This window comes from Actinomyces glycerinitolerans, from assembly GCF_900098745.1.
Taxonomy (GTDB): Bacteria; Actinomycetota; Actinomycetes; order Actinomycetales; family Actinomycetaceae; genus Actinomyces; species Actinomyces glycerinitolerans.
Genome location: NZ_FQTT01000009.1, coordinates 56,408 through 69,524, shown reverse-complemented (window position 1 = coordinate 69,524; position 13,117 = coordinate 56,408). Strand labels below are relative to the sequence as shown.

Below are 13,117 nucleotides of genomic sequence, written 5' to 3'. Positions count from 1 at the left end.
ACACATTCGCGCCGATAACTGGCGTTTCCGGTTTGTGGGTGTGGTGGTGGATTCTGGTGTCGTGGGGTGCCGAGCTGTCAACCTGCGGGCATGCCGGCTCGACGTCGCCCGCTGAACCGTGAGACGGCCCCGCAGGCTGTCCGCCTACGGGGTGTGCCGGCTGCAACCGGCAGCCGGCCTGCCGTTGGCGCACATGCCACTGTGCGGTGGTTGCCCGAAATGTCACCAACCGGGACAAACGAGCCTCAACACCTACCAGGGGCATCCGGCACCCGCATGATTCCAACGTTTCCTTCACGGCCGCCAACGCCGCCGGACCCGTTTGTCCCGAATCATGACAATCACCCCTCCTAGAGACTCCCGGTGCACGGCCCACCCCGAAGGGACAGGCGAGCCGACGCTCCCGACCCACCGCTACTTGCCGTGCGCACACCCCGCCCACCCGTCACACCCACCAGACGGTCCACCTCCACCAGACGCCCGCCACCCGCCCCACCACACCCGCAAACGGGAAACGCCCGACAACTCCAAACAGAGCGGTCCCGGGGCACGCACACGATCAACGCGTGCATACCCCGGGACCAATCCGGGAAAGCAGGCCTCGGCTCAGGCAGACAACTTACGCCGTGCCCGCCCCGAGCCTCCGCTAACGCTTCGGCTCAGGCAGACAACTTGCGCCGTGCCCGCCCCGAGCCTCCGCTAACGCTTCGGCTCAGGCAGACAACTTGCGCCGTGCCCGCCCCGAGCCTCCGCTAACGCTTCGGCTCAGGCAGACAACTTGCGCCGTGCCCGCCCCGAGCCTCCGCTAACGCTTCGGCTCAGGCCTTGAAACGCGGGAAGGCGTTGGCGCCGGCGTAGACAGCGTCCTCGCCCAGGGCCTCCTCGATGCGCAGCAGCTGGTTGTACTTGTTGATGCGCTCGCCGCGGGCCGGGGCACCGGTCTTGATCTGGCCGGAGTTGGTGGCAACCGCCAGGTCGGCGATGGTGACGTCCTCGGTCTCACCGGAGCGGTGCGAGGTCATCGTCTTGTAGCCGGCGCGGTGCGCCATCTCCACGGCCTCGAGGGTCTCGGTCAGCGAACCGATCTGGTTGACCTTCACCAGCAGGGCGTTGGCGGCGCCGAGCTCGATGCCCTTGGCCAGGCGCTCGGGGTTGGTGACGAAGAAGTCGTCGCCGACCAGCTGGACGCGGTCACCGATCTTGTCCGTCAGGGCCTTCCAGTCGTCCCACTCGTCCTCGGAGAGCGGGTCCTCGATGGAGACGATCGGGAAGTCGGTGATGAGCTTCTCGTAGTAGTCGACCATGAAGTCGTTGTCGCGGGCCTCGCCCTCGAACTGGTAGGTCTTGGTCTCGGCGTCGAAGAACTCGGAGGAGGCTACGTCCATGGCCAGGGCCACGTCCTTGCCGGGGGTGTAACCGGCCTTCTCAATGGCCTCGACGATCAGCTCGAGCGCCTCACGGTTGGAGTCGAGGTTGGGGGCGAAACCGCCCTCGTCGCCCAGGCCGGTGGACAGGCCCCGGCCCTTCACGACGGCCTTGAGCGAGTGGTAGACCTCGGCGCCCATGCGCAGCGCCTCGCGGAAGGTCGGGGCGCCGACCGGGGCGATCATGAACTCCTGAATGTCCACGTTGGAGTCGGCGTGGGAGCCGCCGTTCATGATGTTCATCATGGGAACGGGCAGGGTGTGGGCGTTCGGGCCACCGAGGTACTGGTACAGGTCAAGGCCGGCGGAGTCGGCGGAGGCGGCCGCGGCGGCGAGGGACACGCCCAGGATGGCGTTGGCGCCGAGCTTGCCCTTGTTGGGGGTGCCGTCCAGCTCGATCATGAGGCGGTCGAGGCCGCGCTGGTCGGCGGCGTCGTAGCCGATGATCTCGGGGGCGATGGTGTCGTTGACGTTGGCGACCGCCTTCTCGACCCCCTTGCCGAGGTAACGGTCCTTGTCGCCGTCGCGGAGCTCGACGGCCTCGAAGGCTCCGGTAGAGGCGCCGGAGGGGACGGCGGCGCGGGCGGAGGAGCCGTCCTCCAAGAGGATCTCGACCTCGAGGGTCGGGTTGCCGCGGGAGTCGAGGATCTCGCGCGCGTGAACGTTCTCGATGAGGGCCACTTGATGCTCCTTGCTGAAGTTGTGTTGCCTGGGGAACAGGCACATGCAGGGCCAGCCTAGCGGCCCGCGGCCCACATCACGAGTGCATTGGTCCCGTCACTTCCGCAGTTGTTCACGCCCGGCGAGATCGCGCACCCGGCGCGCCGGCGGTTTCGGCCAACGACGTCGCCGCAGCCGCGCGCCTCCTCCACCCAGTCGAGGCGCATGGGCCGCCGTCTGCGTCAGCCCAACTGCAGTTGGGTGTCATCCTGCAGCAGCCACGCACCGCCGCCCTGATACCGCGGTGAGGCCTCCACACTCAGGGCGCCATGCAGTTCCTGGTATCGGGCGCTGACCGCGTCCTGGTCTTCCAGCGCGAAGACCTGGTTGGCTATCTGCACATAGCGATAGGTGTCGACGGCGGCGGGCGAGTAGTCAATATCCTTCTGCGCCTGCAACTCGGCCAACGCATCCGCGTCCGAAACTTCGATATCGAATTCTGCGGCCAGCTGTTCGGCCGCCGGCAGATCCGCGAGCGCGGTCACGACGAAGGCGGCGGTGGGTCCCTGCTCGCCGCCGGCGGCGGCGTACTCGGCGAGGTCCTGTGTGGCGTCCTGCACCTCCTGCTCGGAGAGCGTAAACGTCTGAAGGACGCCGTCGGCATCGGTGTAGTTCACGATGGCGGCCTGCCCCGGGTGTGCGGAGCAGCCGGCGAGGGCACTGACGCCGAGCAGCAGGGCGGCGCCGGCTCCCAGTACGCGGGCACGCCGGGTGAGACTTGTGGTGGTTCGGGTCACGGTCTACTCCTTGCACGGTCGGCGACGACGGCGTGGCGCAGCCACCCGGCTCCGGAGCCAATGCCGTAGCGAGGCGTCGCCGACTCCCAGACGGTTGCGCACGACAGTCCGTCACCCTACGCCCGTAGGCCGCAGCTTCGTCGAAGCCGCCCCGTCGCCGGCGCCGATCTCGGCACGTAAGATCAACCGACCTCGGCACGTAAGATCAACCGACCTCGGCGAGTTGGCGGCGGGGCTCAGCGGCGCCGGCGGTACTTGGTGGCCTCGGTCTCCCAGTCGGTCTCCCCCGCGACGACGGCGTGCAGCAGTACCTCCGCCCAGCGCAGCAGCTCCTCCCCCTCGATGGCGGCGCCGCCCATGCGGGCGGTACCGGGCGCGGGGACCACAATGGTGCGGGTGGCGGGCTTGAGCACCGTGCCCGGGTACAGGCGGGTGACCTTCATGCGCGCCGATTCGGGCAGGTTCACCGGCGCGAAGCGGATCGACTTGCCCTGCGCCACGATCTCGCGCACCCCCAGCTGGGCGGCCAGCGCCCGCAGCCGCGCCAGGGCCGCCAGGCGGCGCACCGCCTCGGGCACCGGCCCGTAGCGGTCGGTGAGCTCGTCCAGCACGTCGGCCACATCCGCGTCGGTGCGGGCGGCCGCGAACTTGGTGTAGGCCTCCAGGCGCAGCCGCTCGTGGGGCACGTACTCCTCGGGGATGGTGGCGTCCACGGGCAGGTCCACGCGCAGCTCGACGTCCTCCAGGTCCTCCTCGTCCGCGCCGGCGGCCCCGGCTCCGCCCGCGTCCCCCACCTTGAGGGCCTTCTTATAGGCGGCCACCGCCTCGGAGACCATGCGCACGTACAGGTCGAACCCGACCCCGGCGATGTGCCCGGACTGCTCGCCGCCCAGCAGGTTGCCGGCGCCGCGGATCTCCAGGTCCTTCATGGCCACCTGCATGCCGGCCCCCAGGTCGGTGTTGGTGGCGATGGTGCGCAGCCGCTCCAGCGCCGTCTCCGTGAGCGGCTTGTCCGCCGGATACAGGAAGTAGGCGTAGGCGCGCTCCCGGCCGCGTCCCACGCGGCCGCGCAGCTGGTGCAGCTGGGACAGGCCCATGCGGTCGGCCCGGTCCACGATCAGGGTGTTGGCGTTGGACACGTCCAGGCCGGTCTCCACGATGGTGGTGCACACCAGCACGTCGATCTCCTTGTGCCAGAAGTCGTCGATGACCTTCTCCAGCCGGGACTCGTGCATCTGCCCGTGGGCGGTGGCCACCCGTGCCTCCGGCACCAGGTCGGCCAGCCGGGCGGCCACGGACTCGATGTCCTCCACCCGGTTGTGCACGAAGAACACCTGCCCGTCGCGCAGCAGCTCGCGGCGAATGGCGGCACTGACCTGCTTGGTCTCATAGGTGCCCACATAGGTGAGGATGGGGTGGCGGTCCTCCGGCGGGGTGGACAGGGTGGACATCTCCCGCAGGCCGGTCACCGCCATCTCCAAGGTGCGCGGAATGGGGGTGGCGGACATGGACAGCACGTCCACATCGGTGCGCAGCGCCTTGAGGGTCTCCTTATGCTCCACGCCGAAGCGCTGCTCCTCGTCGATGACCACCAGCCCCAGGTCCTTGAAGCGCACCTGCCCGGTGATCAGCCGGTGGGTGCCGATGACGACGTCGATGGTCCCGTCGGCCAGTCCCGCCAGCACCCGCTCGGACTCGGCGGCGGTCTGGAAGCGGGAGAGTTGGGCGACGTTGATGGGGAAGCCCGCGTAGCGCTCGGTGAAGGTCTCGGCGTGCTGGGACACCAGCAGGGTGGTGGGCACCAGCACCGCCACCTGCTTGCCGTCCTGGACGGCCTTGAAGGCGGCCCGTACGGCGATCTCGGTCTTGCCGTAGCCGACGTCCCCGCAGATGAGCCTGTCCATGGGCTGGGGTTTCTCCATGTCGGCCTTGACGTCGTCGATGGTGGCCAGCTGGTCGGGGGTCTCGGTGTAGGGGAAGGCCTCCTCCAGTTCGGCCTGCCAGGGGGTGTCGGGGCCGAAGGCGTGCCCGGTGGTGGCCGAGCGGGCGGCATACAGGCGCACCAGTTCCCCGGCGATCTCGCGCACCGCCTTGCGCGCCCGCTGCTTGGTCTTGGCCCAGTCGGCGCCGCCCATGCGGTTCAGAGCGGGGTTGTCGGAGCCGACGTACTTGGTGACCTGGTCCAGGGCGTCGGTGGGCACCAGCAGCCGGTCTCCCGGCTGGCCGCGCTTGGAGGGGGCGTACTCGATGACCACGTACTCGCGGGTGGCCTTCTCCTTGCCGGCGCCGCGTCCGGAGCCGACGTCGCGGCGCAGCAGCTCCACGAAGCGGCCGACGCCGTGCTGGGCGTGCACCACCAGGTCGCCGGGGCGCAGGGACAGCGGGTCCACGCTCTTGCGGGTGCGGCGGGCGGGCAGGGTCTTGGCGGAGCGGGCCGCGGCGGGGGCGCGTCCGGTCAGGTCGGACTCGGCCACCAGGGCCAGGCGCAGTCCCTCGGCCACGAAGCCGTGCCCGGCGGAGGCCTGGGTTACGCGCACCACGCCGTCGGGGGACTGGTAGGACAGGTCGGCGGCGTCGTCCAGGCCGGTGACGATGCGCGCGGGCACGCCGCCGTCGGCCAGCAGCTGGGCCATGCGGCGGCCGGGTCCGGGCCCCTCGGTGGCGACGACGACGCTCCAGCCGCCCCGGGTCAGCTCGCCGATGTCCTTCACGGCGGCGTCCAGGCGCCCCCGGTAGCTCTCGGGGTCGCGCAGCGGCAGTTCGAGGGTGTCCGGGGAGGCCTTCAGGGAGGTGAAGGACCACCAGCCGCGGTTCGTGGACAGGGCCAGGGCGCGGGCCTCGGCGAGGTGGGCGAAGGCGGCGGCGGAAAGGTCGATGGGGGCGTTGCCGCCGGAGGCGGCCGAGGTCCAGGCGGCGGCGAGGAACTCCTCGGTGGTGGCCGCCAGGTCCTCGGCGCGCCCCCGCACCTTCTCCGGTTCGGCCAGGACCACGAGGCGGTCCCCCACCAGGTCCAGGAGCGGCACCATGCGTTCGGTCAGGACGGGGGCGAGGGACTCCATGCCCTCCACCGGGATGCCGGCGGCCAGTTTCTCCAACATGTCGGCGGCGGTGGGGATGACTCCGATCAGGGCGCGGGCGCGCTCGCGCACCTGCTGAGTGAGCAGCACCTCCCGGCAGGCGGTGGCGGTGACGGCACCGAGGTCGGCGATGGTGCGCTGGTCGGTGACGGCGAAGGAGGAGACGGACTCGATCTCGTCGCCGAAGAAGTCCACGCGCACCGGCCGCGGCTGGGTGGGCGGGAAGACGTCGAGGATGCCGCCGCGGACGGCGAACTCACCGCGACCGGTGACCATGTCCACCCGGGTGTAGGCGGCCTCCGCCAGGCGGGTGGCGAGCTCCTCCAGGTCGGCGCGGTCTCCCGCGGCCAGGTGGATCGGTTCCAGTTCCCCCAGGCCGTCGACCACCGGCGCCAGCAGGGCGCGCACGGGCACGATCAGCACGCGGATGGGGCCGCGCCACGGGTCCGGCATGGCGTCGGGGCCGGCCGGGGCGCCGTCCTCGGGATGGGCCAGGCGCCGCAGCACGGCCAGCCGGGTGGCGACGGTGTCGGCGCGCGGGGAGAGCCGCTCATGCGGGAGGGTCTCCCAGGCGGGGAAGACGGCGACGTCGGGGTCGGGCAGGTAGCAGCGCAGGGCGGCGGCGAGCTCCTCGGCCTCCCGCCCGGTGGCGGTGACCACCAGCAGGGGGGTGCCGTCGCCGGCTGCTCCCACCCCGGGGCGCGCGAGGCGGCCCGAGGGATCCGGGCCGGCCCCGGTGACGCGGTCGACGCCGGCCGCGCCCAGGGCCATGGCGGCCAGGACGGCGGGGCGGGCGCCGGGGGCGACGACGACGCTGCGGTCGGTGCGCGAGCGGCTGCCGGCGGCCGTAACCAGGGAGTCGATGGCGGGGTCGGTCAGCAGCGGGGGCAGGAGAGCAGTCAGACGCACGGTGGGGAGTGTACGAGGCCTGCGGCCGCGGTGATGCGGCGGTATGCCGTCAGCGTTGAACGGCCCCGGCACAGCCTCGCCTGGTCCCCGGTTTATGTCTGCCCCAGGGCCAGTCGACGGAGAACTTGCGACGCAAACGACTGATGGATCCTCGCAGTTGATGCCAGGAGTCACGAGGACGCCGCAGCGCCCGCCGCCAGATGCCGAATCCGGTCATGCGCGGGGTGCGCAGTCCCATGAGCCGAGCCGCCGTTCGGCGGGACACCAGGAAGTCCCGGCGCCCGTGCTGATAAGGCTGGACCGCGCGCAGATCGTCTAAGTCGAGCGGGGACACCGAGATCACCCCCGCCTTCGCCGCATCCCGGATGATCTCCAGCCCCTGCGGCGTACGTGCCAGCAGGGCACTAACGCCTGCTCCCTCCGTGAAGTCAGGGTAGCCGTCCGGGGTGGCCCGCCAGAAGTCGGAGGCGGTGATATCCGAGTACTCCCCGACACCATCGGGACATACCCGGCAGCGCCACTGCACGGTCGGTCCCAGGGCCCGCCCCCACGACTCCGAATAGGAGGTGCTCACCGTAGTGCCGTCGGCCGCGACTGCCGTGAACTCGCCCGGCCAGCCGTGGCCACGGTAGCGCATGTCGCACAGGGGCCGGGTACGGTCGGCGTCCGTCCCTGTGAAGAGTTCATCCAGGAGCCTGTCGGTGGCACGCTGATCGGGGGTGCCCGCGCAGAAAAAGCTCAGGATGATGGGACGCTGCCCGCGTTCCCGGCTGAGGCTGCGTATCGCCTGCGCCTCACAGGGCTTACCGATGAACGCCGTCCCGCTGGTGGCCGCATCCGGCGCTGCCGCATTGGCCGCGGGAGCGTATCGACTGCCGGCAAGGGTAAGGACCTCCTGCGCCGCCTCGACGGTCTGAGTCAGAGTGTGGGAGGGATCGTCCCGGTCCTTGCGGGCGCCGACGACGCGGCAGGCACGTCCTGACTCCAGCAGCCATGACGCGATGGCGGTGAGCACGCCGCCGGAACTGCCCTGGTGGCGAATGGTCTCGTCAGTGGCGTAGGCCTCCCAGGCTCCCAATACCGGGCCGAAGTCCGAGTCCCACTGGACGCCCGCAGGTCGCTGTGCTTGGGTGCGGATTCCTGGGCAGGATGCGCGGAAGTGTCGTAGCTCCTCCGAGTCCATACGTGATGCGGCTTCGGGGCTCACAGTGGGACGCATAAAGCCGCCCTGCAGCTGCATGGTGACGCCCTCGAACTGAGCGCACAGGCCGCATCCCGAACAATTGAGTGAGTCGACCACACGGTTGATCTCGGTGGCAACGTTCACCGGGCGCTTGGAGATTCCAGTCATCTTCTCTTCCGAGTCGAGTTGGTTGTCAGCGCTTGACCATCATGCGCGTCATCCTGCTCAATTCGCGCATATCCACGCGGACGCTAGGCAGCACCAGCCACAGCAGCGCCATGGCTAGGCCCATGGCTACGGTGGCGGCCAGGCAAACCATGATTGCGGGCAGGTCGGACGCCAGCGTGCACAATGCCCACGCGGTGACCGTAGCAGCAGCACAAACGGCGAGGATCCGCAGCCCGTTCCACACCAGCGGCACGGTGTTGAGCCCCGATTGCCGCCCGGACAACAGCAGGGAGACGGGCCACAGGATCAGCGGGCTGGCCACGTAGGCGTAGGCGACACCGAGGGCCCCGAACTGCGCACCGATGATAATCGCCGTCATGCGCACCACCGCGGAGAACATCGTGTAGCGCAGGTATGCGCGCCCGAGTGCGCGCGAGGTGTAGATCCAGCCCCCGACCATCGACAGCGTGGTGAGCCCCTCTCCAACCGCCACCAGTCGCATGTAGGGAACCACGCTGAGCCAGTGATCGCCGAGCACAACGGACACGACCGCCGGAGCGGCGGCCACCACGATGCCCAAAGAGAGAAAAACCGGGTATCCCAGTGCGAGCTGCCCGCGACGCAGATAGGCGAGGGTGCGTTCGTCGTCGTCCTGGAGCTTGGCCGTCACCGCCAGGCCGAGCGTACTCACCTGCGGACGGAACTGGTTCAGCGGGGTACGCAGTGTCTGCACGGCGCGGTTGTACAGCCCGAGGGTGCCGGCGCCGAAGAGCCGCCCCATGAGGATCGAGTCCAGGTTGGAGGCGAGATAGGAGACCATCTGGGTGCCAGCCATCTGCATGCCGAAGCCGAGCAGGGCGCGCATGGGCTCACGGCGGTCGTAACCGCACGGCAACCAGCCCGCGATGATCGGCAGGGCGATGAAGGGGACGAGTGCCGCGATGATTCGCTGCACCACCAGCGCCCAGTAGCTCCAGCCCCAGGCCGCGGTCAGCGCGCCCAACGCCAGCGCCAGGGCCGCGGCGGTCAGATCAACCATCAGTACGCGCCCCACCAGCAGCCTGCGGTTCAGGTCCGCGCGGTACTGGTTGACCATCCCGGCCATCAGGAAGGTGGGAGCAATGGCCGCGCACACCCCGGCTACTGCCGACTCGTGGTAGAAAGAGGCCAGCAGCGGGGAAATGGCCACACCGATACCAGTTAGCACCAGCCCAGCGAAGGTGTTCAACCACCACAGGTTGGAGCGCTGTCCGTGGCTCAGAGTGCGTCCCTGAATTGCGGCGGTGGACAGGCCGAAGTCCTGGAAGATAGTGGCCACGCCGACCACGGCGGTGACCATGCCCACCACGCCGTAGGCGCGGTCGTCGAGCAGGCGCGCCAACACCACGACGTTGCCGAGCTGGAGCAGAATACGCAGGCCCTGGGTCCATACAGTCTGCCCGGCCGCCTTGGCGGCACGTTTGCCAAGGACGCCAGCGCCCTCCAGGCTCGGGCTCAGGGAGTGCTCGGTACGTTCCGCGTCGGCACCGGTCACAGTAGCTCTCCCAGCGCTCCGGAGAAGCGATCAAGGTCGCGGTCGGCGTGCCTTCGGACTTCAATCGCGTCGTCCTGCAAACCGGGGGAGGCGACGGCGGCCAGGGCGCGGTCGACCACGTCGTCGCCATGCAGGTCGACGACGTGGTCCCAGCCGAGTCCTGCCAGCAGTGGCGCGAACTTGCGCGAGTAGGCCAGCGGGATGGCGGGGGTGCCCATGGACAGGGCGTTGAGGCAGGCATGCATGCGCGAACCCAGCACCACTCGGGCCGAGCCGACCGCCTCACGCACCTGCCCCAGAGCGTCTGCCCCATCGGGCACGATGACCTCCATGTCCCCGAGCTCGCGTTGCAGGTCCGCCAACGGGTAGCGGTCGTTGTCTCCCGCCGAGTCATCGGGACCGACGACGTGCGCCAGCAGGGCGACAGTGCGGCCCTCTGCCTGTAAACGGCGAGCGATCTCCAGGACGTCGCGGCGGTAGCGGGTGGCGTCGACATGGGGGTTGTCGTCCCACAGGAGTCCGGAGACGTTGAGCACCACGTCCCGGGTGGTCGGCACCGGCGGGTGGTCGATCGCAAAGACCACATCGGTGGACTCCACATCCACGGGCCGTCCCAGTTGCGCCGCGCAGGCGGCCGAGCTGGCGTCCCGGCTGGCCACCAGCCGCGCATGGTTCAGGGCGCGGCGGGCCAGGTGGGCACCGCGCCTGGTGCTGAACGGGCCGATGGTCTGGGGAGTGAGGACCACAGGCACGCCCATCCGGTGCAGAATCTCGGGGAAGCGAGACATGTCGCGCATCCGGTCCAACCCGTATATATCGGCGAAGGAGTCTCCCGAGCGCGTGTCAAGCACCAGGTCGAAGGAGGCAAGCCAGTCGAACAGGCCGTGCGCGCCGGTCACGCGTTCCTTGAGCAGCCCCCTCCGACTCATGAACAACGACGTCGGGGCGTCTCCGTGCCCGGTGCCTTGAATCTGAATCTCCGCGTTCGGGAACACCTTTGCAGCGACCGCCCGGGTACCGACGGCGAGCGCCCGCACGCCGAGGTTGGGCTGATCGAGCGAGGCCCAGAGGATCAGAATGCGCATGGATTCCTTCGTAGCTGGTGAAGACGTAAGGGCCGTGAGCGCAAAACCGTTTCGCTTGAAGGCCGGAGCCAGAGTACCCCTACGGCGCGGGACCATGGCGTTATCACCGCCTCACACCGGGCAGACACTGAACCACCCCCAGTGATGTTGCGCACGTGCATCGGGGATTGCCGCGGCTATGCCTCGTGACCGGTAACGTCGTGCGCGAATGAACGAGCCCACCGCTACCGTCGCGCAGCGCTGCAAAGCCCTGCCCCTGCTGGAGGTCTGCCCGTGACCCCTGAACTTATCGTTCGGGCCCTGCACAGACGCTGGCCCGTCATCGTAGCCCTGTCCGCTCTCGCCGCCGCGCTGGGGATCCTGACAGCGGCAACGAGCTCCCCCGTCTACCGTTCTTCGGTTACCAATGTCCTCGCCGTGTCATCCGCCCATGGCGGCAACAACGTGACCAGCGCCGCCGCCGTCATCGACGCGGTGGCGCCCACGCTCGCCGAGATCAGCATGTCGTCCTCGATGCTCGACACCGTGGCGGAGGACACCGGGATCCCCGCCGAGGAGGTCGCGGAGCACATCACGGTTTCAAACCCGACCGATACCCTGCTGATCGTCGTAAGAGCTACGGGGTCCTCGCCGGAGCAGTCCCAGGCGATGGCGGCGTCCGCCGCTGATGCGCTTGCCGAGCGCACCGCGTCAATGAGTGTGAATATCGGTTCCGCCAGTACGCATCTGTCCCTATCGGAGGTTGACTCCTCTTCCACGGCACAGCTCATCGCCCCGTCCAAGTCACGCAACGGGGCCATCGGGTTGATTGCTGGAGCATGCCTGGGGTTCCTGGTGGCGCTCCGGCTCGAGGCGGTTCGACAGCCAACGGTTGACACAGGTTTGTGAGCAACCCGGGCCCGAATGGCCGGCATCCGGTCTACGCTTTTGTTCTCATGACAGTTACCCCTCGTTCTCATGTGCCGCACCACCGGCCCCTAGCGACCTCTGCCCGATGCCAACCCGCCTGACCCCGACCAGAAGAAAGCTGCTCGCGGCCGCCGCCGTCGCCGCGGTGTCCTGGCGGACGAGCCTGGCATTCGGCATCAACCTCGGCGATGTGCTCGCGGTGACGCTGTTTCCGCTGACCTGGAAGGCGGCTCGGTACTCGCGGGCGATCGGCCTGCTGATGTTGTGCTCGCTGGCGGCGATTGCGACAGGCCTGGTGCTGATGCTCGCCGCGGCCGCCGAGTTCGTCATCGTTCCCAGCGGCGCCATGTCCATGGTGCTGGCGGCGGCCGCCATCCCCGCCGGCGCCTGCGCAATCATCTGGGCCGCCAAGGAGCTGGGCGTGGATCTCGCCGCCGCCTGCTTCATGATCGGGCTGCTGGCCGACGCCTCTATCCGCGCGGTTTCACTCGACAACCCCTGGAAGTTCGCCTTCGGCCTTCCGACGAGTGTGCTGTTGCTGGCGTTGGCACATCGGAGAAGCCGCGCGGCCGAGATACTCGCCGCGGTCGTCCTGGCGGCCGCCTATCTGCTCAACGACTCCCGATCGGCTATCGGGTTCCTCCTCGTCACAACTGCGATCCTGTTGTGCCAGGCGATTGCCTCGCGCACCCACGTGCACCCATCGCCACGAGCGGCCCTCGGCGCGCAGGCCTCGCTCATCGCCGTGCTGGGAGCGTGCGCTGTCGGTGTGGTGCTGGCGGCGTCGTCGTCCGGGTACCTGGGCGAGGCAGCGCGCGCACGCACCGCGACTCAGTCCGCGACCTCGAACGTCCTCACCGCGGCACGGCCGGAAATGGGTGCCACCTTCGCGCTGCTGCGCGACCGCCCCTGGGGCTACGGAGCCGGGGTCGCGCCGCGCTACGGCGATATCCGGGTGGCCATGGACGGAATGCAGACGCTCGGATATGAACCGAACAACAACTACGTCCTGCACTACATGCTGGGTGGCGGTCACTTCGAGCTGCACTCCGCGTTGGCTGACCTGTGGGCCGCGCTGTCCATCCCGGGCCTGCTGCTCGGCCTGGCGGTGATGGGGTTGTCCTTCGTGGCGTTGGGACGCACACTGACAACGTTGCGTTCCCGGGGGTGGATTGTCTTCGTGGCGGTCGTCGTGGCATGGAACTGCCTATTCGGTCCGCTCAGCACGATCGTCGCCTATATGGAGCTGGCCGTGGCCGCCGCGGTCTGCATGCCGTCAGTGGCCGAGCAGACGGCTCAGTACCGGTCATCCACGCAGGTCCGATGACGCGGGCACTCGAAGCACGGCCCGCGAAGACGCCTGTACAGATC

General features: G+C 69.2%; 8 protein-coding genes. 2 read left to right on the top strand and 6 right to left on the bottom strand.

The features are described 5' to 3' along the window. Positions 1-818: 818 nt before the first annotated feature. From eno to ACGLYG10_RS04440, 6 genes are all read right to left on the bottom strand, one after another. Positions 819-2,105 carry a phosphopyruvate hydratase gene (gene eno / locus ACGLYG10_RS04465; protein ID WP_073328330.1) on the bottom strand — a complete coding sequence of 429 codons (1,287 nt, stop codon included), beginning with the start codon at positions 2,103-2,105 and terminating at the stop codon, positions 819-821. 221 nt (positions 2,106-2,326) lie between these two features. Next, positions 2,327-2,881 (bottom strand): hypothetical protein, encoded by a 555-nt coding sequence (locus ACGLYG10_RS04460; protein WP_073328327.1) that lies wholly within the window; start codon positions 2,879-2,881, stop codon positions 2,327-2,329. Positions 2,882-3,117: 236 nt separating this feature from the next. After that, the gene (gene mfd, locus ACGLYG10_RS04455; RefSeq protein ID WP_073329236.1) at positions 3,118-6,867 is read right to left on the bottom strand and encodes a transcription-repair coupling factor; all 3,750 of its coding nucleotides are present in this window, start codon (positions 6,865-6,867) and stop codon (positions 3,118-3,120) included. A gap of 49 nt (positions 6,868-6,916) precedes the next feature. Further along, positions 6,917-8,218 carry a Coenzyme F420 hydrogenase/dehydrogenase, beta subunit C-terminal domain gene (locus ACGLYG10_RS04450; protein ID WP_073328325.1) on the bottom strand — a complete coding sequence of 434 codons (1,302 nt, stop codon included), beginning with the start codon at positions 8,216-8,218 and terminating at the stop codon, positions 6,917-6,919. 25 nt (positions 8,219-8,243) lie between these two features. Further along, positions 8,244-9,752 (bottom strand): lipopolysaccharide biosynthesis protein, encoded by a 1,509-nt coding sequence (locus tag ACGLYG10_RS04445; RefSeq protein WP_083565521.1) that lies wholly within the window; start codon positions 9,750-9,752, stop codon positions 8,244-8,246. After that, positions 9,749-10,837 carry a polysaccharide pyruvyl transferase family protein gene (locus tag ACGLYG10_RS04440; RefSeq protein WP_073328322.1) on the bottom strand — a complete coding sequence of 363 codons (1,089 nt, stop codon included), beginning with the start codon at positions 10,835-10,837 and terminating at the stop codon, positions 9,749-9,751. Before ACGLYG10_RS04440 ends, ACGLYG10_RS04445 begins: the two co-directional genes overlap by 4 nt. 273 nt (positions 10,838-11,110) lie before the next feature. Here ACGLYG10_RS04440 and ACGLYG10_RS04435 point away from each other — a divergent pair, with 273 nt between their 5' ends. After that, positions 11,111-11,725: a YveK family protein gene (locus tag ACGLYG10_RS04435; RefSeq protein WP_073328320.1), complete on the top strand. Its 615-nt coding sequence runs from the start codon at positions 11,111-11,113 to the stop codon at positions 11,723-11,725. 106 nt (positions 11,726-11,831) lie between these two features. Continuing rightward, positions 11,832-13,073, top strand: a complete 1,242-nt coding sequence (locus tag ACGLYG10_RS16160; RefSeq protein ID WP_073328317.1) for a hypothetical protein — start codon at positions 11,832-11,834, stop codon at positions 13,071-13,073. Positions 13,074-13,117 lie beyond the last annotated feature (44 nt).

Excerpts from the sequence above, each read along its gene's own strand:
- ACGLYG10_RS16160 (WP_073328317.1), top strand. The coding sequence starts at position 11,832 with ATGCCAACCCGCCTGACCCCGACCAGAAGAAAGCTGCTCGCGGCCGCC.
- ACGLYG10_RS04440 (WP_073328322.1), bottom strand. The coding sequence starts at position 10,837 with ATGCGCATTCTGATCCTCTGGGCCTCGCTCGATCAGCCCAACCTCGGC.
- ACGLYG10_RS04450 (WP_073328325.1), bottom strand. The coding sequence starts at position 8,218 with ATGACTGGAATCTCCAAGCGCCCGGTGAACGTTGCCACCGAGATCAAC.